We start from the raw sequence: 22496 nt of genomic DNA, 5'->3' as shown, positions 1-22496 counted from the left end.
GTTGATAATGAGAACTGTTATCGGCAGAATTCGCATTATCATAACGACTGGAAATTGTTTGATAATGATACAATCAACGCATGACGGGGCCTGGGACGTGGCGGCACAATGCTTCCTGAACGCCCTGATCCGTGAAACCAGGGACTGGCAGTTGAGCCAGGGTGACCCCGCCGAACTGACGATCCCGTTGGATGAACAGCAGACCTTACACTTTAAGGTGGCTTACTTTTCTCCGACGCAGCACCACCGTTTTGTCTTTCCGGCCCGGCTGGTGACGCAGCGTGGCAGCCAGCCGGTGGCGTTTGAAACCGTCGCCAGGCTGATTGTCGATAAGTTACAACACCAGCACGCGCTGCCCGTCGCAGGCTGCGAGGCGTTTTACCAGCGCGTAATGCAAAGTCATGCCCACACCCGCGAAGCGGCGGCGTCCCGTCATGACTGGTGCGGCCTGCGCGAAAACGCACTCAATTTTGCCGAGGCCGAACAGGCGCTGCTGGTCGGGCACGCTTTCCATCCTGCCCCCAAATCGCACGAACCTTTCACGCCGCAGCAGGCCAGACGCTACCTGCCCGATTTTGCCCCGCATTTTCCGCTGCGCTGGTTCGCGGTGGATAAAGACTACCTGGCGGGCGACAGCCTGAAACTGAACTTACAGCAGCGCCTGACGCGTTTTGCGGCCGAGAACGCACCGCAGCTGCTGCATGCGCTGACGGACCAGCGGTGGTTATTCCCGCTGCATCCCTGGCAGGCGGACTATTTGCTGCAGCAGAGCTGGTGTCAGCAACTGATGGAGAAAGGAGTGCTACAGGATCTGGGTGAGGCGGGAACATCCTGGCTGCCCACCACGTCATCACGCTCGCTCTATTGCGCGACCAGTCGTGACATGATCAAGTTCTCGCTGAGCGTGCGACTCACTAACTCCGTCCGCACTTTATCGGTGAAAGAAGTCAAACGCGGCATGCGGCTGGCGCGGCTGGCGCAGACCGCGCGCTGGCAGGCGATGCAGGCGCGTTTCCCGACGTTTCGTGTGATGCAGGAAGACGGCTGGGCCGGGCTGCGTGATATGCAGGGCACGATCAGGGAAGAGAGCCTGTTCGCCCTGCGTGAAAACCTGATTGTCGACCAGCCGCAGAGTCAGACCAACGTGCTGGTTTCCCTGACGCAGTCCGCGCCGGACGGCGGCGACGCACTGCTGACGGCGGCGGTTAAGCGCCTGAGCCAGCGCCTGCGTATCAGCGAACAACAGGCCGCCCATGCCTGGGTGGACGCATACTGCCAGCAGGTGCTGAAACCGCTGTTTACGGCCGAAGCCGATTACGGACTGGTGCTGTTAGCGCATCAGCAAAATATCCTGGTGGAAATGGCACAAGACCTGCCGGTTGGCCTGATCTATCGCGATTGCCAGGGCAGCGCCTTTATGCCGCACGCCGCAGGCTGGCTGGATGAGATTAGCGAAGCGCAGGCAGAAAACGTCTTTAGCCGCGAACAGCTGCTGCGCTATTTCCCCTATTACCTGTTAGTGAATTCCACGTTCGCGGTCACGGCGGCACTGGGCGCGGCGGGCATGGACAGCGAAACGCACCTGATGGCGCGCGTACGTGATGCGCTGTCTGCGCTGCGTTGCGAGGTCACGCACACGGACTGTCTCGATTACGTGCTGGAAAGTCCGCACTGGAATGTGAAAGGCAACTTCTTCTGTTACCTGCACGATCACAACGAAAACACCATCGTCGATCCGTCGGTAATCTACTTCAACTTCACCAATCCTCTTCTGTCCCAGGTGCGCTAAATGTCTCAGGCAACGATTGTTCACAGCGGCCACGGTTTGCGCTGCGAGAAGTCTGGTAAGGCCCTGAATCTGGGCTGGGGACAGGACAACAGTGCAGTCCTGCATTATACCGGCCCGCTTGCCGAAGGCTGGTTGCGTGATGCGCTGGATCAGATGTTTATCGCGGCTCCGTCGCTTTCCGCCATTGTGTTGCCCTATGCCGAATGGCGGGAAGAGCCGCAGGCGCTGGCCCTGTTTGCCGCGCTGAAAAGCGATATCGTGCACCGCGAGGCGTTCTGGCAACTGCCGCTGTGGCTGTCCACGCCGCGTCAGCAGGCGTCCGGCGAGATGGTCTTTGATGCCGAACGTGAGATTTACTTCCCCCAGCGTCCGCCGCGTCCTCAAGGCGAAGTCTATCGCCGTTACGATCCGCGCGTGCGCCGGACGCTGAGTTTCCGCGTGGCCGATCCTGCGCGGGATGCCGAGATGTTCACCCGCTGGATGAACGATCCGCGCGTGGATTATTTTTGGGAGCAGAGCGGATCGCTGGCGGTGCAGACCGCCTACCTGCAACGCCAGCTCACCAGCAGCTATGCCTTTCCGCTGATTGGCTGCTTTGATGATGCGCCTTTCAGCTACTTTGAAATCTACTGGGCCGCCGAAGACCGTATCGGACGCCACTACAGCTGGCAGCCGTATGACCGCGGCCTGCACCTGCTGGTGGGCGAATCGCAGTGGCGCGGACCGCACTATGTACAGAGCTGGCTGCGCGGTATCAGCCACTACCTGTTCCTGGATAACCCGCACACCCAGCGGCTGGTGCTGGAGCCACGCGCTGATAATCAGCGCCTGTTCCGTCATCTGGCACCTGCGGGCTATGCCACCGTTAAAGAGTTCGACTTCCCTCACAAGCGCTCTCGCCTGGTGATGACCCGGCGTGCCCGCTTCTTCAGCGAGGTGGGCCTGTGATGAATCCGCACGCATGGGAAACCGTGAACCGTCAGCTGGTGGCGAAAATGCTGGCCGAGCTGGAGTACGAGCAGGTCTTTCAGGCCCAGGCGCAGGGCGATAACCGTTACTGCATCAGCCTGCCGGGCGCTGAGTGGCACTTTACCGCCGAACGCGGCATCTGGGGCTGGCTATGGATCGATGCGCAAAGCCTGCGCTGTGCGGATACGCCGGTACTGGCCCAGACCCTGCTCTGCCAGTTACAGCCGGTGCTGTCGATGAGCGATGCCACGGTAGCGGAGCATATGCAGGATCTCTACGCCACCTTGCGCGGCGATCTTCAGCTTATGCAGGCGCGTCAGGGAATGAGCGCGGACGCGCTTATCGATCTGGATGCCGACCGCCTGCAGTGCCTGCTCAGCGGCCATCCCAAATTTGTTTTCAACAAAGGCCGACGCGGCTGGGGACTGGCGGCACTGGCGCGCTACGCCCCGGAATACCTGAACACGTTCCGCCTGCACTGGCTGGCGGTTCAGCGTGAGCATCTGGTCTGGCGCTGCGACAGCGCGCTGGACATCCAGCAACTGCTGCATGCCGCGATGGATGACGGCGAATACGCCCGGTTCACCGAGGCCTGGCAGGCACAGGGACTGGACGACAGCTGGCTGCCGTTACCGGTTCATCCCTGGCAATGGCAGCAAAAAATCGCACTCGATTTTGTCGCGGATCTGGCCACTGGCAAAATGGTCTCGCTGGGCGAGTTTGGCGATCGGTGGCTGGCACAGCAGTCACTGCGCACGCTGACCAATGCCAGCCGTCAGGGCGGACTGGATATCAAACTGCCGCTGACGATCTACAACACCTCCTGCTATCGCGGCATTCCTGGCAAATACATCGCGGCGGGCCCGCTGGCCTCGCGCTGGTTACAAAATGTCTTCGCCACTGATGCAACGTTGCAGCAAAGCGGGGCGGTGATTTTGGGCGAACCGGCCGCAGGCTATGTCGCTCATCAAGGTTACGCCGCGCTGGCCGAAGCCCCCTATCGCTACCAGGAAATGCTGGGCGTGATTTGGCGCGAAAATCCTGCGCGCTGGCTGCATCAGGACGAAACGCCGATTCTGATGGCGACGTTGATGGAGTGCGATGAGCAGGGACAGCCGCTTATCGGTGCCTACATTGCCCGCTCGGGCCTGAGCGCCGAGGCCTGGCTCAGTCAGATGTTTCGCGTGGTCGTCGTGCCGCTGTATCACCTGCTGTGCCGTTACGGCGTGGCGCTGATCGCGCACGGACAAAATATTACTCTGGCGATGAAAGACAGTATTCCGCAGCGCGTCCTGCTGAAGGATTTTCAGGGCGACATGCGGCTGGTGAAGGACGATTTTCCCGAGATGGCCTCTCTGCCTCAGGCGGTCCGTGACGTCACGGCCCGCCTGAGCGCGGACTATTTGATTCATGACCTGCAAACCGGACATTTTGTCACGGTTCTGCGTTTTATTTCGCCGTTGATGGCGCGCCTTGGCGTACCCGAGCGGCGCTTTTACCAACTGCTTGCCGCAGTGTTGAGCGATTACATGCAGGCGCACCCGCAGCTGTCGGCGCGCTTTGCGCTTTTCTCCCTCTTCAAGCCACAAATCATTCGCGTCGTGCTGAACCCGGTAAAGCTCACCTGGCCCGATCAGGATGGCGGGAGCCGTATGTTGCCCACTTACCTGGAAAATCTGCAAAACCCGCTGTGGCTGGTCACCAAGGACTGAATCATGACAAACACTGTTGATTTTATTGGCATCGGTATTGGCCCGTTCAACCTGAGTATCGCGGCGCTGGCACACGAAGCCGAGGGTTTTACCAGTGCGTTTTTAGACAGTCGGCCGGATTTTGCCTGGCATCCCGGCATGCTGGTGCCGGACTGCCATATGCAGACCTCGTTCTTAAAAGATCTGGTCTCGGCAGTTGCGCCCACCAGCCCGTTCAGCTTTGTGAACTATCTTGTGAAGCGTAAGAAATTCTACCGCTTTATGACGGCAGAGCTGCGAACCGTATCGCGGGATGAGTTTTCTGACTATCTGCGCTGGGCCGCCGAGGGCATGGATAATCTGCACTTTAATCACACGGTGGAGCGCATCGAGTTTGACGACACGAAACAGCGTTTCGTGATTCACAGCCATGACGGTGAGCGCTACGCACGCAATATTTGTCTTGGTATTGGTAAACAACCCTATCTGCCGCCGTGCGTCAACCGCATCAGTGCGACCTGTTTCCACGCCAGTGAGATGAGCCTGCGCAAGCCCGATCTGCGCGGCAAACGCGTTGCCGTAATCGGCGGAGGGCAGAGCGGTGCCGATCTGTTCCTGAACGCCTTCCGGGGAGAGTGGGGTGAACCGGCGAATGTCAGTTGGGTGTCGCGCCGCAATAACTTTAACGCGCTGGATGAAGCGGCCTTTGCCAATGAATATTTCACCCCTGAGTACGTATCCAGCTTTGTCGGCCTGAGTGAGAAGGCGCGCCAGACCATGCTGGATGAGCAAAAGATGACTTCGGATGGCATTACGGCAGCGTCGCTGCTGACGATTTATCGCGAGCTGTATCATCGCTTTGAGGTGCTGGGGCAGCCGCGCAATGCGCATCTGCTTCCCAGCCGCTCGGTGGTGGAACTGACCCGCCATCAGCAATGCTGGCAGTTGCAGTTACAGCATCAGCTCGATCAGGGTTATGACCTGATTGAGTGCGATGTGGTGATTTTTGCCACCGGTTATCGCCCGGCGTTGCCCGAGCTACTGTCACCGCTGATGAGCCGCCTGACCATGAAAGACGAGTGCACGTTCAGCGTGCGCGAAGATTTCACGCTGGAGTGGAACGGACCCAGGGACACTAACATCTTTGCGGTCAACGCCAGTATGCAAACGCACGGCATCGCTGAACCGCAACTCAGCCTGATGGCCTGGCGTTCCGCCCGTATTCTGAATCGCGCGCTGGGGCGTGATTTATTCGATCTCAGCACGCCGCCTGCCCTGATTCAGTGGCGCAGCGCGAGCCGGGAAAAACCGCAGCAGGGTGCTGCATCCACTCAAAACTATACCGAGTCCTTGGGGTAAACCTTAACCTCGCATGCAGGAACGACGATGAAGACTAAAAACAAAAATATCTGGCTGCTTAATCCGCTGTTATTAGCCATGATGGCACCGGCGGTGGCACAGCAAACCAGTGAGAATGAAATGGTTATCTCCGCCAGCCGTACGCACCGCACCGTGGCGGAAATGGCACAGACCACCTGGGTGATTGAAGGGGCCGAACTGGAGCAACAGGTCCAGGGCGGAAAAGAGTTTAAAGATGCGCTGGCACAACTGGTACCGGGCCTGGACGTCAGTAGCCAGGGCCGCACCAACTACGGTATGAACATGCGTGGCCGCGCAATTGTGGTGCTGGTGGATGGCGTACGTCTTAACTCCTCGCGTACCGACAGCCGTCAGCTGGATTCCATCGATCCGTTTAATATCGATCATATTGAAGTGATCTCCGGTTCCACCTCGCTATACGGCGGCGGCAGTACCGGTGGCCTGATCAATATCGTGACCAAAAAAGGCCAGCCAGGGACCCAGTTCGAGTTTGAAACCGGCACCAAAACCGGATTCAACAGTAGCAAAGACCATGATGAACGCGTGGCGGCTGCCCTCTCCGGCGGCACCGATCGTGCCTCCGGACGCCTGTCCGTTGCCTACCAAAAGTTTGGCGGCTGGTATGATGGCAAGGGCGATTCACTGCTGATGGACAATACCCAGACGGGCCTGCAGTATTCCGATCGTCTGGATATTATGGGCACCGGCACGCTGGAGATTGATGACCACCAGCAACTGCAGCTGGTCACGCAGTACTACAAAAGTCAGGGCGATGACGATTATGGCCTCTATCTTGGGCGTAACTTCTCCGCAGTAACGGGCGGAGGCACCGCGTACACCCGCAAAGGGCTGAACTCCGACCGCCTTCCCGGCACCGAACGCCATCTGGTCAGCCTGCAGTACTCCAATACTGATTTTCTTGGTCAGGAGCTGGTGGGGCAGGTTTACTACCGGGACGAGTCACTGGCGTTTTATCCGTTCCCCACGGTGTCCGGCGGACGCGTCACCAGTTTGTCCTCCTCAGAGCAAAACACCGATCAGTACGGCGGTAAGCTGGCGATCACCAGTAAGCCGGTCGATGGGCTGCAGCTGACCTACGGCGTAGACGCCGATCATGAGCGTTTCAGTTCCAACCAGATGTTCTTTGATCTGGGCCAGTCGGCCGCCTCGGGCGGGCTGAACAACCAGAGCATCTACACCACGGGCCGTTATCCGGGTTATGACATTACTAATCTGGCGACCTTCCTGCAGTCCAGCTACGACATCAATGAGACGTTTACGCTGAGTGGCGGTGTGCGCTATCAGTACACCGAAAACAAGGTGGATGATTTCGTCGGTTACGCTCAGCAGCAGGCGATTGCCAACGGTACCGCGCGCTCCGCCGATGCGATTCCAGGCGGCTCTACCGATTACGATAACTTCCTGTATAACGCCGGTATCCTGATGCATATCACGGCGCGGCAGCAGGCCTGGTTTAACTTCTCGCAGGGCGTTGAGCTGCCCGATCCAGGCAAATATTACGGGCGCGGCACCTATGGCCGGGCGGTTAACGGCAATCTCCCGCTGACCAACAGCGTTAATGTGGATGCCAGCAAGTTGCAGGGCATCAAAGTCGATTCATGGGAACTGGGCTGGCGCTATACCGGCGATAATCTGCGTACGCAACTCAGCGCCTATTACTCGCTGTCAGACAAGAATGTGCAGCAGAATCAGGACCTGACGATCAGCGTGGTTGACGATAAGCGCCGCATTTACGGGGTGGAAGGGGCCGTGGATTACTTTATCCCGGACACCGACTGGAGCACCGGAGCGAACTTCAACGTGCTCAAAACCGAGTCCAAAGTGGATGGCAGCTGGCGAAAATATGACGTGAAAGTGGCCAGCCCGTCGAAAGCGACCGCCTATGTTGGCTGGTCGCCGGATCCGTGGAGCCTGAAGGTGCAGAGCACTACCTCGTTTAATCTCAGCGACGACGCGGGCTACAACATCAACGGCTACACCACTGTTGATTTCATTGGCAGCTATGAACTGCCTGTCGGCAAGCTGAGCTTCAGCGTGGAAAACCTGCTGGATCGTGATTACACCACGGTATGGGGCCAGCGCGCGCCGCTGTACTACAGCCCGACCTATGGTTCACCGTCGCTGTATCAGTACAAAGGCCGGGGACGGACGTTTGGTCTGAACTACTCCGTGCTGTTCTGAGTCGGTATTCTTGCCCGGTGTTGCGCCGGGCAAGCCTCACGCCCGCGTGCCCGTTTTCCTGGCAGCGTCTTGAGTACAACAAACACAGTGACCGGTTCAGGCCACTGTGTTTACCGGATTACGAACTGCGATGCAGCGTCAGCGGGGCAGACAACCAGCGGGCGACGCGCTTACCTGCTTTGATGGCGGGCTTTTCAATGTAGAAAAACATTACCGACGCCAGCGCCACGCTGGCGCTGACCGACAGTACGAAAATCATAAGGTTATCTGTCCAGGCTTTATCTGCCAGGCTGTTCATCAGCAGTACCATGAGCGGATAGTGGATGAGATACAGCGAATATGAGATATCCCCCAGGAAAATCAGCGTACGGTTGTGACCGGTGTCGGCACGGTAGCTCAGCATCACCGTCATGATCATGATGGCGGCGGCCAGCCAGAAACCGCCGTGCAGGCCAAAGGGCTGAGGTCCTGTAATCAGGGCGGTAATGACCGCCAGCACCAGCCCTGCCTGAAGCAGTCGGCGCATTCTGTTATCCAGTTCCGGTAGCTTACGCTTCACCAGCAATTCTGCCAGCAGCATCCCCAGGATGAACTCCATACAGATAGTGTTACTGATTAACTTAATCCACGCCTGCCACCAGTGCGTCACCGTCAGATGCGGCGAAACCTGGGAGGAAAAGTTAAAGCTGCCGTTGTAGTAAAGCTGAAATCCCACACTGGAGACGATGAAAATCAGTGCACAAAGGTAGCTGCGATAGCGGTAGTTGATGCACATCGCTACGGTGAAAACGGCGTAAAACAGGATCTCGTAAGACAGCGTCCAGGGCGGCCCTAACGCGCTGAATCCAAACGTCGGTCCGGCGCTGCTGTAATCCTGCAGACAGAAATAGAGCGCACAGGACATATCATGAAGAGAGCGATCGTGATACACCACCGCGAAAGACAACAGCCAGACGACAAAGAAGACCGGCCAGATGCGGAAAAAGCGTTTCACCATGAATGAGGTCGGGGCTTCGTTAAACTGATGGGTAATGAAGGTCATGATGAAGCCGCTGATAATAAAGAACACGTCCACGCCCAGCGCGCCTGGAATGTGTCGGGTCCAGTGACCCTCTAACAGCGATGAGTTGTGCGCCAGTACCACAAGTAACGCAGCAAGGCCGCGCAGATACTGGATTGAGACGATTTTCATGAATGTTACAGCCTGTCGGTTGACTCATTAGCGGCAGTCGCGCGGGCGAGCCGATACGGTTAAGCGTAGGCCGTATTGTAAAAATGACTTAACAATGGTCAACCGCCGTTTATCGGGCAGAAAAATACATTTCAAAACGATAGCGTATTTTTGCTGAATAAAGCGCGGCGATCGAGGCTGTTAGGCGCACAAGGAGAAAAGTGCGCCATCAGGATTTCAGAGGGTTCTTAACCAATATTGATAACTTACATGCGCAACAGACTCATGCAGCACGGCGCGGCGATACGTGTCCACCCAGGGCGCGCCGAAAGATTTCTATCGTCCACATCCACAGAATATGTCCCAGCGTTTCCGAGGCAATTTCCGCCAGCGGCAGGTGCCATAAGGGTGGTGCCCAGCCGTTTATGGGCAGGATCACGGCGTGAAATGCCACGGTAATGATCAGGGCGAACGCCACGCCCTGACCCAGCGTAATGATCGGGATAATCTCGGCCAGGGCGCAGTAGAGCAGGGCAAAGAAAATCGAGAACAGATGATGAACACCGGCCACGCCCCAGTTCACCACATGACCGGAATAGTGATAGACCAGGTTGCTGACGTTGATTCCCATATCCTGGAACATCTCCGCGGGGGGAATTGCCCTGTCCGGCGTTCTGGGCGGAAACGGATTCTCCGTGCCCCATTTGACAAAACTGGCGACGTTACCGCCCCAAAACCCTGCCCACAGCGCCGCACCGTAATGCCGATCGGCCGGGGACGTCAGATAAAACCCTGTTTTCATTTTTCACCGCTCCCGCTGAGTAAAAAGAAGAGAATTACTGGCCGTAATAGGCGTTTGCTCCATGCTTTCTGAGAAAGTGTTTATCCAGTAACGGCTGCTGCATTCGGGTGATATCAGGCGTCAGCTGGCGGGAAAAAATCCCCATATAGGCGATTTCCTCCAGCACGACTGCGTTATGCACGGCATTATCTGCGTCTTTCCCCCAGGCAAACGGCCCGTGAGCATTAACCAGCACGGCGGGAATGGCCGTCGGGCTGATGCCGCGTGAGCGGAAGGTTTCGATAATCACTTCGCCGGTATTGTGCTCGTAATCGTGAGTAATTTCGGCCTCCGTCATCAGTCGGGTGCAGGGAATGGCACCATAGAAGTAGTCAGCGTGCGTGGTGCCCCAGGCTGGCAGGTCCTGGCCCGCCTGCGCCCAGATGGTGGCATGACGCGAATGCGTGTGCACAATGCCGCCGATGTCCTCAAAGGCCCGATAGAGCGCCAGATGGGTGGCCGTGTCCGATGAGGGCTTTTTCGTGCCCTCCACCACGCGGCCGCTTGCCAGTTCCAGTACCACAATATCGTCCACCGTCATGCCGTCGTATTCCACGCCGGAGGGCTTAATCGCCATCAGCCCTTGCGCACGATCGACGGCGCTGACGTTGCCCCAGGTAAACGTCACCAGATGGTGGCGCGGCAGCGCCAGGTTTGCCGCCAGCACCTGCTCTTTCATCATGGCAATGCTCATAGTAAGCCTCCTTCCTGCATTTTCTGTTCAATCCAGCGCCGTGCCTGTACGATCTCGGCAACCGGCTCCTCGGCTTTCTCGGTCCACATCTCAATCAGGAACGATCCGCGATAATTCAGCGCTTTGAGCGTGCGAAACACGCCAACGAAATCCACGCAGCCTTCACCAAAGGGCACATCGCGGAACTGCCCCGGTGAATGGGCGGTGACCGGTTGGGTATCTTTCAAATGAATGGCGGCGATGCGATCAATGCCCAGCGTCAGTTCGGCAGTCACGTCATTGCCCCAGGCGCTGAGATTGCCCACATCCGGATAAACGGAAAACCACGGAGAAGCCTGCTGCTGTTCCCAGGCTTTCCACTTGCTGATGGCGTTCATGAATTCGGTATCCATGATCTCTACCGCCAGCATCACCTGCGCCGCTGCTGCGCGCTGCACTGCGCGTGACAAGCCCTCGGCAAACCGCGCGACCGTGCCTGCATCATGCGGTTCGTAGTAGACGTCATAGCCCGCCAGTTGAATCGTGCGGATCCCCACATCTTTCGCCAGCTGGATGGCCTGATCGATCAGATCGTCTGCGCGCTGGCGGATCGCCGGATCGTGGCTGCCAAAGGGAAAGCGGCGATGGCCGGACAGGCACAGGGAAGGAATGGTGACGCCGGTTTCGATGGTCGCGTTGACCAGCGACAGGCGCTGCTCTTTGCTCCAGTTCAGCCGGTCCAGCCGTTCATCGGTTTCATCGACCGACATTTCCACAAAATCAAACCCGCAGGCTTTGGCCAGCGCGAGACGTTCTGGCCAGGTGAGATTCGCAGGCAGGGCTTTTTCGTAAATCCCTAACGGGTGCAGGCGTTTCATACTGTCCCCCAATGGCGGCCAATGGCCCGGTGAAATGCGGTGGCGCATGCAATGCCGTTCTCGCCATCGCTCAGGGCGCGGCCGGCAATAAACGCCTTCACATCGATATCGCGAAACTGAGAAAGGTCATCCGGGGTGATACCGCCCGTGACGGACAGGGCAAAACCCAGGTCTGATAAGGCTTTCATGGTATCCAGATCGTGCTGATTCCACTGTTGCCCGCTGGCCTGTGCGTCCCGTCCACGGTGATAAATAGCCTGGGTCAGACCCAGCTTTCGCCACTGCCGGGCATCATCCAGCGTCCAGTTGCCAAACAGTTCGATCTGAATATCCCCCTGGTACTGCTGCGCCACCGCCAGCGCGCTGGCAAAGGTTGCCAGCGGCGCGGCACAGATCACCGTCATCCAGTTAGCCCCTGCCGCAAAAGCCATCTCCGCCAGGGTGCCGCCGGCATCCGCCACTTTGTAATCCGCGACCAGCGTTTTTTCCGGATGCTGCTGGCGCAGATGACGTACGGCCTCAACACCGCAGCTCAGGCACAAAAGCGTACCGGCTTCGATAATGTCGACATGCGGATGCAGTTGCCGGGCGGTACTGAGCGCGGCATCCAGCGTGGTGTGATCCAGCGCCAGCTGGAGTAAGGGCAGGCTCATGGCAGGTCTCCCTGGGCGTCACGCAGGACGCGAATCAGATGTTGATAACGCTGATACTTTTGCTGGTAGCGGTCATAGCACGTGCTGTCCGGTTGCCAGCACACGATGTCAGGGGCCAGGGCCTGCTGGGCCGCCTGCAGTGAGGCATAAGCCCCGGTGCCGGTTAACGCCACCAGCGCCGCGCCCAGACAGCCGCTCTCACTGATCTGCGGAACCTCAACCGTCAGGCCGCTGGCATCGGCAAACATCTGCATCCAGGGCGCAGAGCGCGTGGGCCCACCGCTCAGACGCAGGGCGGTAACCTGAGGAAAACGTTGCAGAATACGGTTGAGGTGCGTCAGATGTGAGAACACCACGCCTTCGTAGATGGCCTGAACCAGATGGGCGCGCGTGTGACCTGCCTGCAGGCCAAAAAAGCTGCCGTGCAGATCGGCACCGGCATTGGTGCCATACAGGAAAGGCAGAAACAGCACACTGCTGCTGGCGGGCGCCAGCGCTGCTACCCACGCATTAAGCTGGCTGTAGTCCTTAATGCCCCACTGGTCACAAAACCATTCCAGATTGGCCGCCGACGTCGGGCTGGCCTCATGGATAAGGTACTGGCCCTCAATGGCATAACGACCATAAACGTAGGGATAGTCTGCTTCATCGCTGATGCAGTTGGTAATGCCGCTGGTCACTGACCAGGTTCCCATCACCGCGTTCAGGCGCGTCGCATCATTCAGGCCCGCGCACAGCGCTGTTGACATCACATCGAACAGGCCGCCCACGACGGGCGTACCGGGCAGCAGACCGCATTCGGCAGCGGCCCCGTCGGTGACATAGCCCGCAATCTGCGTCGGGCCGATAATCGGCGGCAGTGCCGATATTATCTCCGGGATACCTGACATCTCTGCCAGTACAGGCGACCAGTCGGCTGCCTGCATGTCATACAGATTGGACTCAGAGATATTGGTTTCTTCGCATGCCCGCTCGCCGGTCAGACAGAAACGCAGATAGTCATGGGCCATCATGACGCTGCCAATCGCCGCATAGCGCTGTGGCTGATGCAGCTTGATCCAGCGCAGCAGCGATACCGGGTGGCCGGTCCACAGCGTTTGTCGGGTCAGCGGATAGAGTTTCTGTGGCAAGCCTTCCCGTTGCCACTGTTGCACAAGGCTCAGGGCGCGGCGGTCGGAGGAGAGGATGCCGTTGCCCAGCGGGCGGTGCTGTTTGTCCAGCAGAAACAGCCCCTTACCCTGTGCGGAAATGCCCATACCGGCGACCGACGCCGCATCCTCGCCGCTGGTGGTCAGCACCTCACGGATGACGGCTGCCGCCTGTTGCCACAGCAGCGTCATATCGCGTTCGGCATAACCCGGTTCCGGTACAACAACCGGCAGGTTTTGCCGGGCGACGGCCAGCTCGCGGCCCTGTATATCGTACAGCCCGGCTTTAATAAAGGTGCCGCCACAGTCCAGTCCCAGCCAGCGTTTCATAATGCCTCCTGTTGAGGGGAATCGCAGCGTGCGGGCAACGTCATCGCCAGCAGGGCGGCAATCGCCAGTGAAATGGCAAGGCTGTAAACCCCGGTATCCCGGCTGTAAAACGCCATCAGAATGCCCACCATGTAGGGACCGCAGAAGCCGCCCAGGTTGCCCAGCGCGTTGATCAGGCCGCGCGCGCCGCCAGCCACCTCGGCATTAAACAGGCGCGGCGGAATACTCCAGAACACGCCCGCCGCAGACTGGATAAAGACGCCACAGCCCACCAGCGCCGCGTAGGACCACCAGATATGCGCTTTCAGTAACACCGACAGCGCCATGCACAGCGCAAAGCCGGCCAGCGGCAGCGCCACGAACAGCCTGCGCCGTCCGGTCGCGTCCGACAGAACAGAAAACAAAAACATGCCGACGATCGCCCCGACGTAGGGCAGAATGGCCAGAAAGCCCACCTGCTCCACATTACCGTGCGTCAGTCCTTTCAGGATGGTGGGCAGCCACAGCGTGTAGCCGTAAATGCCGGTCTGATAGAAGAAATTGACCAGAATCAGCCGCCACATAACCGGTTCGCGCATCACGCGCATCAGCGAGGCGTTGCGCACGTTCTGCCCTTTGATCATCAGCTGTTCGTTATGCAGCGTGGTGATGAGATAGTGTTTTTCGGCTGGCGAAATCCATCTCGCTTCCTGCGGGCGGTTACTGATCGTGAAATGCCACAGGGCCATCACGACCAGAGATAACGCGCCTTCCACGTAGAACAGCATGCGCCAGTCCCAGCCGGTAATGATCCAGCCTGAGAGCGGAGCCGTGATGATCCCGGCGATCGGCACAAACATGATCACGATGGCATTTGCGCGACCGCGCTCCGCATCCGGGAACCAGTTGCCGATCATCGTCAGCACCACCGGTAACATGCCGCCTTCGGCGATCCCCAGCGCAAAGCGCAGCGCCAGCAGCTGATACTGGCTGGTGGCCATGCCGGTCAGTATGGAAATCACCGCCCAGGCCAGCAGCGACCAGCCAATAAAGCGTTTACCGTTGCCGTAAACGGCCAGCCTGCCGCCGGGCACCTGCAGGAACAGGTAGCCAATGAAGAAAATGCCGCCTGCCAGTCCGGCCATCGAGGCGCTGATGCCCAGTTCAGCATCCATGCCGCCCGGCATCGCAAAGGCGATGTTGACCCGATCCATATACGAAATGATGCAGGTAATCAGAATCGGCGGAATGATCCGCAGCCAGCGCAGTGCAGGGACCTTTTCATGATTGACAGCGCTTGTAGTGATGCTCATCGTGACTCCCTGCCTTACACCAGATCGCGCGTGGGGATCTTCACCACGACTTTGCGGATCGGACCGGGCTGACTGACCGCGCAGTTAGGACGATGAATATCCTGAGGAAAAAATACGGCGAACGTGCCGGGCAGCATCCGTACCCGGGTTTCATCGGGGGCATGTTGATAAAAAACGATGTCGCGTTCGCTGTCATAAGGCTGATGCACCGCCAGATCCAGCGGTTGTGTGGCGACGCCGATCACTTCTTCGCCTGCCACCAGATACTGCACGTCGATGTGATAGCGGTGCGCCTCCGGGTAATTCTCTGCGGCGGGAACCGTGTGAAGATCTAACACCTGTACGACCCAGCCGGTTTCTTCGTCCTGATAACGGCCGGCGGCCATGTTTGCCAGATCATGACCGGCGAGGTAGGCCAGGGCATGAGCAATCGCGGCGGGATAGTGACGGGGATCGGTATTGGCAAGGTGTCCGGTAATCATGATGCCTTCTCCTGTAGCGCCTGAATGCGCGCCCAGACGCGCTCATCAACCGGAATACCCAGGCGTTCGTTTTCTTCACGCAGTGGCGGGAATTTGTCACCCGGCAGGCGAATCGCCTGTGTGCTGTCAGCCGGTTCCGCACCGGTGATGGATGCGCGAATACGATCGAGTTTTTGCTGGCGGGTTTCGCCCGGAATGAGCCGATCGACGTCGATGGCGATAAACACCTGAGAAATGCCAAATTCATCGCCGTTGTCGTGAGTGACTTCAGTCACGGAGGCGCCGTTAGAGAGCAGGGTGGCCAGCATATCCAGCACCACAGACAGCGCTGAGCCTTTCCAGTAACCCATTGGTAAAATGCGGCGGTTTTTTTCCAGCGTGGCCGGATCGCGGGTGTAGTTGCCCTCATCATCAAAGCCGCCATCGACCGGCAGGCTTTTCCCCGCCAGGCGATTCACTTCCAGCATGCCGTAGGAGAACATCGACATGGACATATCCACCATCGTAACCGGCTCGCCCGGTACCGCGATAATCAGCGGATTGGTGCCGATCGCGCAGCTTTTTGCGCCCCAGGGCGGCATTACGGCAATGGAGTTGGTCCAGCAGATGCCGACAAAGCCCTTTTCCGCCGCCTGCCAGCCATAGCTGCCACCGCGCATCCAGTGATTGGCATTGCGTAAGGCCACCAGCCCAATGCCGTGTTCCGTGGCCAGCGCCATCGCGCGCTCCATCATGCTATGGGCGGTGATATTGCCAATGGCGCGTTGCGCATCCCACTGCTCAATCGCACCCAGCGACAGGACTTTTTGCGCATCCGCATCGGGAATAATGTGGCCGGCATCCAGTTGCTGAATAAAACGCGGGAAGCGGTTAACGCCATGGGAATAGACGCCGTTAAGACTGGTTTCAGTAAACATGCGCGCGCAGGCCTCGGCTTTGGCCTGAGGCACGTTGCGGCTGAGGAGTACGCGAAGAAACTCCTGATACAACTGCTGATAGCTGATTCTCATCTGACTGATACTCCCCGCGTCTTATTTCATAATGTGGAATGTCATTTCAACTAAATGCTATGGGGAAAAATGCAGCGAGTCAAAGAAATGACTCAAAAATTATTTCATTTAAATCAACAGGATGTAATTAATTCTGACTTCTGTGATCTTGGGCTTTTTTGCCCGATTCCGGCCACAGTCAGGCCGGTCAGCTGAGAGACAGCTGACCTGTTTTGCTCTGCTTTTCGCCCTGCCTGTGCAGGGGCGTTAGCGCAGCGTTACCCGGTAGAGTGAAGTGTTGGCTGTGATATAAAGTTCATCATTATTCGGTCCGCCAAAGGTGCAGTTGGATACCGTTTCAGGAATCGGGATTTTGCCTTTACGGTTTCCGCTGCTGTCGAAAATAATCACGCCGTCAGCGCAACTACAGTAAATATCGCCGTTGGCATCCACACAAAATCCGTCCGGGAAACCGGGTGAGACATCGGCAAAAAATTGCCCTGCAGACAACGTGCGACCGTCCACCTTATAGGTGCGCAGCTCATGGCGGCCGAGCGTCGGGAAATCCACCACCGACATGTCCGCCACGTACAGCACGCTTTCATCAGGCGAGAACGCCAGCCCGTTTGGCCGCTGCAGATCGCTGGCGGCAATGCTGAGCTGCCCGCTTTCCGGATCAAAACAGTAGAGATAGCAACCGATCACCTGGCTGGGAGCCAGGTAACCCTCGTGATCGCTGACGATCCCGTAAGGCGGATCGGTAAACCAGATGGTGCCGTCGGAGCGGATCGCCAGATCGTTAGGCGAGTTAAACCGCTTGCCCTCGACTTTATCCACCAGCACGTTCACCGTACCGTCTGTTTCTGTCCGGCTGATAGCCCGGCGACCGTGTTCGCAACTGACCACGCGTCCCTGATGGTCGCGGGCATTGCCATTGGCATAGTGAGAATGATGACGCCAGATACTCAGCTCGCCATTGCGCTGCCAGCAGTACATACGGTTGCCTTTGACATCGCTAAATACCACCCCATCCAGCGCCGGTAACCAGACTGGGCCTTCGGCCCAGGTGGCAGGGGAGCACAGTTTTTCTACCTGCATGATGCTGGCCTCCGTTACTTCACGCCCCAGATAGCTTTGTAATGGTCCTGATAGCCGTTTTCCGGATCGTAGTGGTTCTGCGGTCCGCCATCCCGGCTGATATTTTCCGGTGTAATCAGGTGCGCAGGCGTGACATAGCCTGACGGGGGCTGTCCGGCGAAGGCGCGGTTGAACTCATCCAGCAGTTGCCAGCCATGCAGTTTCAGCGGTTCAGCGACGGTCGCGACCTGGCTTTCACCATTGCGAATGCGCTGGAAGGCCGACACCGAGCCGTCGCCTGCCGAGATGTTATATGGCGCGTTTTTGCCACCTTTCCCTGCGGTTTTCAGCGCGGGTGCCATAAAGTCAAAATAAAGGTCATTAATCGCCAGCGAGTACTGCCAGCGGTCACCGTACTTCTGTAACAGGCTAAAGGTCAGCGACGGCATACGGTTAGAGGTATCGGCCAGCGGCGTGTCAATAAAGTCGATGACTTTACACTCGCTGCACTTCTCAATTTCCTGCTTCATCGCATTGGCTTTATCCAGCGCGATTTTGTACAGCGAGTCGGTGAAGATAATCACCTGCGCTTTGCCGCCTGACTTCACAATGGCGTACTGCGCCGCCAGACGGGCAACCTCATTAGAATCGGACGTAATGTTATCGGTGATCCCGTACTGCTTAATCGGGCCCGGCTGAGGCTCTGCGTGCCAGGCCATCAGCACGATTTTTTGCTGCAGGGCTTTTTTCAGCGGCATTTTGGCGACGTTCGGGTTCCAGCCGCCGATAACGATACCGTCAGGGCGCTGGGCAATCGCCTGATTCAGCGCCGCCAGTTGATCTTTGACAGAGCCTGCGCCGTCCAGCGTATCCAGCGTCCAGCCAGCCACTTTCGCCGCTTCGCTCAGGCCTTGCTGAACGCCCTGCACACCGCCGTTTTTCATATCCGAGGCGATAAAGATCAGTTTCTTTTTAGGCTGTAGCGTTGGCCCGGTCGTCGGACCGTCCCAGGTCGTGGCGCTGGCCGTCGCTTTGGCCACGGCCGCTGTCGCCTGATCGAGATAGCTGTCTGCATGGGCTGGTAAGGTGGCGACCAGTATGGCGATGAGAGAAAGACCAAATACCGGATTTTTCATAATGAGTTCCCTGGTGTGATGGTTTTTTGCTGTGAGTCAGGTGTGGTCGCCGGCGTGCTCTGACTACGCACGACGGCTTTTTGATTCAACATACGGCGGCGCTGAGCGTAGCCGGCCAGCGTAATCGACAGCAGCAACGTGGCACCGTTAAACAGCGGTTCCACCCAGAACGCGCCGCCAAACTGCTGAATACCGGCAATCCCGATAGCCAGGATAGCGATGCCGACCACGGTGCCCCAGACGTTTACCCGTCCCGGACGAATGGTGGTACTGCCCAGAAAAGCCCCGACCAGCGCAGGCAGCAGGTAATCCATCCCGACGCTGGCCTGGCCGACGCCCTGTTCCGCCGCAATCAGCACCCCACTGAAGCCGGTGATCACACTGGAGGCGATAAACGCGCCGATCACGTATTTATTCACGGCAATACCGTTGAGGCGCGCGGCGACGGGGTTACCGCCCACGGCATACATGCACCTTCCCAGTGGCGTGTGCTCAGTGATCAGCCACAATACCAGCGCCAGGCCCAGCACATAGAAGGCACCAATCGGAATGCCAAACACTTCGGTACTGTGCAGCGCACTAAAGGCATCCGGTAAGTCACCAACAATTTGGCGACCGCCGGAGTGCCACAACGCAATGGCATACAGCACCGTGCCGGAACCGAGCGTGGCGACGAAGCTGTCGATATCCGCCAGCGCCACCAGAATGCCGTTCAGCAGGCCATACAGCGCCGACAAGACCAGCACTGTCAGCACCGCCATCTGCCAGGAAAAGCCGTATTCCACCTGAAGCGTAATGGCCAGGATGTGCCACAGCACGATCCCGAAACCGACGTTCAGGTCGATTTTGCCCACAATCATCGGCAAGGTGGCGGCCAGCGCCAGCAGGGCGATTTTGGCCTTACTGGACAGAATGGCCTGCACGGTGAGCAGGGATGCGAAAGTCGGGGACAGTACCGAAAACAGTAACGCCAGCAGCACACATAACAACAGTAATCCGTAGCGGGTGACGACCTGCATCGACCACGGCGCAAAACCATGCTGAGCAAGGCTGACCCGTTGTTCAAGTGCAGTAGATTTCACCGAGGTTTTAGACATAGCGTTTCTCCTGACTGCCTTTTCAGACGGTAGCGAAGGGGGCAGCAGAGCTGGCTGAGGCCAGCTCCAGTAAATTAGCAAAAGTGACCTGTTCGTTTTTCAGTTCACCCACTACCTGGCCCCGGTTAAACACCAGCGCGCGGTTACAGATATGCGCGATTTCCTCCAGGTCATTCGAGATCACCAGCACTGCCACGCCGTCTGCCAGCGCTTTGTTGAGCAGGTGATAAATTTCTTCGCGCGCGCCCACGTCGACGCCCGCAGTGGGATCTTCAAGAATCAGCAACGGGGCATTGAGGTGCATCCAGCGTGCCATCACCACTTTTTGCTGGTTGCCACCGGACAGGGCGCTGATATCCAGATCCACGTTTTTAGGGCGCACGTCGAAAAGCTGCACTTTCCACCAGCTGGCACCCACCTCCGCGCGGCGACCATAATGGGACATCACCCGGTGCCCGCTCGCGCAGGGGTTGAGAAACAGGTTTTCACGCACGCTCATCGACATAACCAGACTTTCACCGGTGCGATCGCCTGCCACAAACGAGATGCCTGCCGCCATAGCCTCGCGAGGCGATCGGGAATGGCAGGGCTTGTCGCGAAAAATGACCTGGCCCTGGGTAGCCTGTTTCAGGCCAAACAGCATCCGGCCAATCTCTTCCTGACCGGCACCACGCAGGCCGGCCAGCGCCAGCATTTCGCCGGGTTGCAGACTGAACGAGACCGGGCCCACTTCATCGATGCAGAGCTGATCCAGTGACAGCACGGGCGGACGCCCCTCAGGCAGCACAAGGCGCTGATTGCTTTCCAGCGCTTCGCCGACAATCATTTCAACCAGATCGTGCAACCTGTAGTCTGCCGTGTTGCCCTCTGCGACGCGTTTACCGTCCCGCATCACACAAATGCGATCGGCAATTTCAATCACCTCATCCAGACGGTGAGTCACGTAAATCATGCCGACGTTGCGACTTTTCAGGCGTTCTATCACGCTAAACAGATGCCGTACGTCATTGGCGGGTAACGAGGCGGTCGGTTCGTCCAGTACCAGTACTTGCGCGTTGACGGCCACCGCGCGGGCAATGGCCAGCAGCGATTTCTCCGTGCGTGACAGTTCAAATACGCGGGCATCGGGATCGAGCTGAATACCGACGTCTTCCAGCGCTAAACGTGCCCGTTCACGCACGGCCCGCCAGTTAATCAGGCCCAGGCGACGGTTGAAGCCCATGATCAGCGCCATATTTTCCGCCACCGTCATCCACTCGATCAGCCCCAGATCCTGATGAATAAAGGCGACAGGTTGGCTGGTGGCGGTTTTTAGCGCGGCCGCTGAGGGGATGGGGTTGCCATTAAAGGTTATCTGGCCTTCGTCGCTGGTATAAACGCCGGCCAGTACCTTGATCAGCGTCGATTTACCCGCACCGTTTTCACCTAACAGCGCGACCACTTCGCCCGGAAAGACATCCAGGCTTACGTCATTGACGGCAGGGTTCCCCCGAAACGTTTGGTGATATGGCTTAGTGTCAGGACCGGTTTATCCGGGTTAGTTTGCATTCCAGCCTCCCGTGACGCCTGGTGAGTAGTGGCAGCAAGCGTGGTGACGCGCTCTTGCTGATTTCAACATGTGAAATACTATTCCAAAAAATACTATCCCTGAAAATGCGGAAAAGCAAAGAAGCGAGGCGACTATTTCCTCATTAGAAACATAGGGTTAAAATATTGTTTTGAAATTGTGATGAACAGCGCAATTCCTGCCAGGCGGAATGCGATCGCCAGGCCACACTAAAAAAGCGAAAGATTCCCAGTTGTTATGCCATGAGTTAACATCATGCGATAGTGCGCTCAGGAAGTCAGAAACGGAGAGGATCGGCGGATGGTGGGTAAAGTGGATAAAGCGAAGGAAAATAAAAACGATAAGCCGTTGGGAACACAGAGTCTGTTTCGTGGCCTTCAGTTAATTGAGTTACTGAGCAATTTCCCGAACGGTTGCCCGCTGGCCCATCTCGCTGAGCTGTCCGGCATGAATAAAAGCACCGTCCACCGCCTGTTACAAGGGCTGCACAGCAGTGGCTATGTCACCCAGGCCCCGTCGCCTGGCAGCTATCGCCTGACGACCAAATTTATTTCGGTCGGTCAGAAAGCGCTGTCATCGCTCAATATCATCCACGTAGCCGGACCGCATCTGGAAAAGCTCAACCTGGACGTGGGCGAAACGGTTAACTTTTCCAGCCGTGAAGACGATCATGTTGTATTGATCAATAAACTGGAACCCACCACCGGCATGATGCGCACACGCGCCTACATCGGGCAGCATATGCCGCTCTATTGCTCGGCGATGGGCAAAATTTTTCTGGCCTGGGGCAGTGAAGAGTACCTGCTGCACTACTGGCAAAGCCATCAGGACAGCATTGAGCAACTGACAAAAAACACCATCACCACCTTGCCCGAGATGCAGCAGGAACTGAGAGATATTCTGCAGCAGCGCACCGCGATGGATCGCGAAGAGAACGAGCTGGGCGTGACCTGTATCGCCGCGCCGGTATTTGATATTCAGCAGCGCGTTCCCTATGCGGTGTCGGTCTCGCTGCCAACGGCCAAGCTGCAACAGATTGGGGCAAAAAACCTGATGGCGAAGGTGGTAGCGACCGCCCAGGCGATCTCACACGAGCTGGGCGCTTCCGCCTGAGCCCTGGGCAGCGGCCCG

At 57.8% G+C, this 22496-nt stretch carries 18 protein-coding genes and 1 pseudogene; 6 read left to right on the top strand and 13 right to left on the bottom strand.

The window, feature by feature from the left end; all coding sequences use genetic code 11:
- The first annotated feature begins 64 nt into the window (after positions 1–64).
- Genes iucA through iutA form a run of 5 tightly spaced genes read left to right on the top strand, consistent with a single transcriptional unit; the run spans position 65 to position 8031 of the window.
- Positions 65–1789, top strand: coding sequence for an aerobactin synthase IucA (gene iucA / locus GC090_RS18565; RefSeq protein WP_324020621.1), 1725 nt, complete (start codon positions 65–67; stop codon positions 1787–1789).
- Positions 1790–2737: a GNAT family N-acetyltransferase gene (iucB, locus tag GC090_RS18560; RefSeq protein ID WP_205952503.1), complete on the top strand. Its 948-nt coding sequence runs from the start codon at positions 1790–1792 to the stop codon at positions 2735–2737. It abuts the gene before it with no gap.
- Complete coding sequence (gene iucC, locus GC090_RS18555; protein WP_185200045.1) at positions 2737–4470, top strand: aerobactin synthase IucC; 1734 nt, start codon at positions 2737–2739, stop codon at positions 4468–4470. Before iucB ends, iucC begins: the two co-directional genes overlap by 1 nt.
- Before the next feature lie 3 nt (positions 4471–4473).
- Positions 4474–5808, top strand: coding sequence for an NADPH-dependent L-lysine N(6)-monooxygenase (iucD, locus tag GC090_RS18550; protein ID WP_039339019.1), 1335 nt, complete (start codon positions 4474–4476; stop codon positions 5806–5808).
- Between the two features lie 27 nt (positions 5809–5835).
- Positions 5836–8031, top strand: coding sequence for a ferric aerobactin receptor IutA (gene iutA, locus GC090_RS18545; RefSeq protein ID WP_324020620.1), 2196 nt, complete (start codon positions 5836–5838; stop codon positions 8029–8031).
- A gap of 118 nt (positions 8032–8149) precedes the next feature.
- Here the strand turns inward: iutA and GC090_RS18540 are convergent, their stop codons facing one another.
- The 13 genes and pseudogenes from GC090_RS18540 to GC090_RS18480 form a co-directional block, all read right to left on the bottom strand.
- The gene (locus tag GC090_RS18540) at positions 8150–9223 is read right to left on the bottom strand and encodes an acyltransferase family protein (protein ID WP_006121637.1); all 1074 of its coding nucleotides are present in this window, start codon (positions 9221–9223) and stop codon (positions 8150–8152) included.
- Between the two features lie 262 nt (positions 9224–9485).
- Positions 9486–10004 carry a YagU family protein gene (locus GC090_RS18535; protein WP_324020619.1) on the bottom strand — a complete coding sequence of 173 codons (519 nt, stop codon included), beginning with the start codon at positions 10002–10004 and terminating at the stop codon, positions 9486–9488.
- Positions 10005–10038: 34 nt separating this feature from the next.
- Complete coding sequence (araD, locus tag GC090_RS18530; protein WP_039339015.1) at positions 10039–10737, bottom strand: L-ribulose-5-phosphate 4-epimerase; 699 nt, start codon at positions 10735–10737, stop codon at positions 10039–10041.
- Positions 10734–11594: an L-ribulose-5-phosphate 3-epimerase gene (locus GC090_RS18525; protein WP_006121631.1), complete on the bottom strand. Its 861-nt coding sequence runs from the start codon at positions 11592–11594 to the stop codon at positions 10734–10736. Before GC090_RS18525 ends, araD begins: the two co-directional genes overlap by 4 nt.
- On the bottom strand, positions 11591–12247 hold the full coding sequence (gene ulaD, locus GC090_RS18520; RefSeq protein WP_324020618.1) for a 3-keto-L-gulonate-6-phosphate decarboxylase UlaD: 657 nt from the start codon (positions 12245–12247) through the stop codon (positions 11591–11593). The genes GC090_RS18525 and ulaD overlap by 4 nt, the downstream gene beginning before the upstream one ends.
- A complete protein-coding gene (locus GC090_RS18515) occupies positions 12244–13725 on the bottom strand; it encodes an FGGY-family carbohydrate kinase (RefSeq protein WP_324020617.1) in 1482 nt (493 codons plus the stop codon). Before GC090_RS18515 ends, ulaD begins: the two co-directional genes overlap by 4 nt.
- A complete protein-coding gene (locus GC090_RS18510; protein WP_324020616.1) occupies positions 13722–15017 on the bottom strand; it encodes an MFS transporter in 1296 nt (431 codons plus the stop codon). Before GC090_RS18510 ends, GC090_RS18515 begins: the two co-directional genes overlap by 4 nt.
- Before the next feature lie 14 nt (positions 15018–15031).
- Positions 15032–15499: a NanQ anomerase/TabA/YiaL family protein gene (locus GC090_RS18505; protein WP_324020615.1), complete on the bottom strand. Its 468-nt coding sequence runs from the start codon at positions 15497–15499 to the stop codon at positions 15032–15034.
- Positions 15496–16509, bottom strand: coding sequence for a 3-dehydro-L-gulonate 2-dehydrogenase (yiaK, locus tag GC090_RS18500; RefSeq protein ID WP_033739101.1), 1014 nt, complete (start codon positions 16507–16509; stop codon positions 15496–15498). The genes GC090_RS18505 and yiaK overlap by 4 nt, the downstream gene beginning before the upstream one ends.
- A 246-nt stretch (positions 16510–16755) precedes the next feature.
- Complete coding sequence (locus tag GC090_RS18495) at positions 16756–17586, bottom strand: SMP-30/gluconolactonase/LRE family protein (protein WP_006121624.1); 831 nt, start codon at positions 17584–17586, stop codon at positions 16756–16758.
- A 14-nt stretch (positions 17587–17600) separates the two neighbouring features.
- A complete protein-coding gene (locus tag GC090_RS18490; RefSeq protein WP_324020614.1) occupies positions 17601–18701 on the bottom strand; it encodes an ABC transporter substrate-binding protein in 1101 nt (366 codons plus the stop codon).
- On the bottom strand, positions 18698–19798 hold the full coding sequence (locus tag GC090_RS18485) for an ABC transporter permease (protein ID WP_006121622.1): 1101 nt from the start codon (positions 19796–19798) through the stop codon (positions 18698–18700). Before GC090_RS18485 ends, GC090_RS18490 begins: the two co-directional genes overlap by 4 nt.
- Before the next feature lie 22 nt (positions 19799–19820).
- Positions 19821–21346: pseudogene (locus GC090_RS18480) on the bottom strand (sugar ABC transporter ATP-binding protein).
- A gap of 319 nt (positions 21347–21665) precedes the next feature.
- Between GC090_RS18480 and GC090_RS18475 the strand changes: the two are divergent.
- Positions 21666–22478, top strand: coding sequence for an IclR family transcriptional regulator (locus tag GC090_RS18475; protein ID WP_006121620.1), 813 nt, complete (start codon positions 21666–21668; stop codon positions 22476–22478).
- Positions 22479–22496: the final 18 nt, after the last annotated feature.

Origin of the sequence: Pantoea sp. JZ29, from assembly GCF_035190385.1 — a bacterium.
In the GTDB taxonomy this organism is placed as follows: Bacteria; Pseudomonadota; Gammaproteobacteria; order Enterobacterales; family Enterobacteriaceae; genus Pantoea; species Pantoea stewartii.
This window is presented reverse-complemented; position numbering and strand designations above follow the sequence as displayed.

Coding starts and splice junctions, on each gene's coding strand:
- GC090_RS18510 (WP_324020616.1), bottom strand. CDS start 15,017: ATGAGCATCACTACAAGCGCTGTCAATCATGAAAAGGTCCCTGCACTG.
- iucA (WP_324020621.1), top strand. CDS start 65: ATGATACAATCAACGCATGACGGGGCCTGGGACGTGGCGGCACAATGC.
- GC090_RS18525 (WP_006121631.1), bottom strand. CDS start 11,594: ATGAAACGCCTGCACCCGTTAGGGATTTACGAAAAAGCCCTGCCTGCG.
- GC090_RS18485 (WP_006121622.1), bottom strand. CDS start 19,798: ATGTCTAAAACCTCGGTGAAATCTACTGCACTTGAACAACGGGTCAGC.
- GC090_RS18475 (WP_006121620.1), top strand. CDS start 21,666: ATGGTGGGTAAAGTGGATAAAGCGAAGGAAAATAAAAACGATAAGCCG.
- GC090_RS18490 (WP_324020614.1), bottom strand. CDS start 18,701: ATGAAAAATCCGGTATTTGGTCTTTCTCTCATCGCCATACTGGTCGCC.
- iucC (WP_185200045.1), top strand. CDS start 2,737: ATGAATCCGCACGCATGGGAAACCGTGAACCGTCAGCTGGTGGCGAAA.
- GC090_RS18515 (WP_324020617.1), bottom strand. CDS start 13,725: ATGAAACGCTGGCTGGGACTGGACTGTGGCGGCACCTTTATTAAAGCC.
- GC090_RS18540 (WP_006121637.1), bottom strand. CDS start 9,223: ATGAAAATCGTCTCAATCCAGTATCTGCGCGGCCTTGCTGCGTTACTT.
- iucB (WP_205952503.1), top strand. CDS start 1,790: ATGTCTCAGGCAACGATTGTTCACAGCGGCCACGGTTTGCGCTGCGAG.
- GC090_RS18535 (WP_324020619.1), bottom strand. CDS start 10,004: ATGAAAACAGGGTTTTATCTGACGTCCCCGGCCGATCGGCATTACGGT.
- araD (WP_039339015.1), bottom strand. CDS start 10,737: ATGAGCATTGCCATGATGAAAGAGCAGGTGCTGGCGGCAAACCTGGCG.
- ulaD (WP_324020618.1), bottom strand. CDS start 12,247: ATGAGCCTGCCCTTACTCCAGCTGGCGCTGGATCACACCACGCTGGAT.
- yiaK (WP_033739101.1), bottom strand. CDS start 16,509: ATGAGAATCAGCTATCAGCAGTTGTATCAGGAGTTTCTTCGCGTACTC.
- iutA (WP_324020620.1), top strand. CDS start 5,836: ATGAAGACTAAAAACAAAAATATCTGGCTGCTTAATCCGCTGTTATTA.
- GC090_RS18505 (WP_324020615.1), bottom strand. CDS start 15,499: ATGATTACCGGACACCTTGCCAATACCGATCCCCGTCACTATCCCGCC.
- iucD (WP_039339019.1), top strand. CDS start 4,474: ATGACAAACACTGTTGATTTTATTGGCATCGGTATTGGCCCGTTCAAC.
- GC090_RS18495 (WP_006121624.1), bottom strand. CDS start 17,586: ATGCAGGTAGAAAAACTGTGCTCCCCTGCCACCTGGGCCGAAGGCCCA.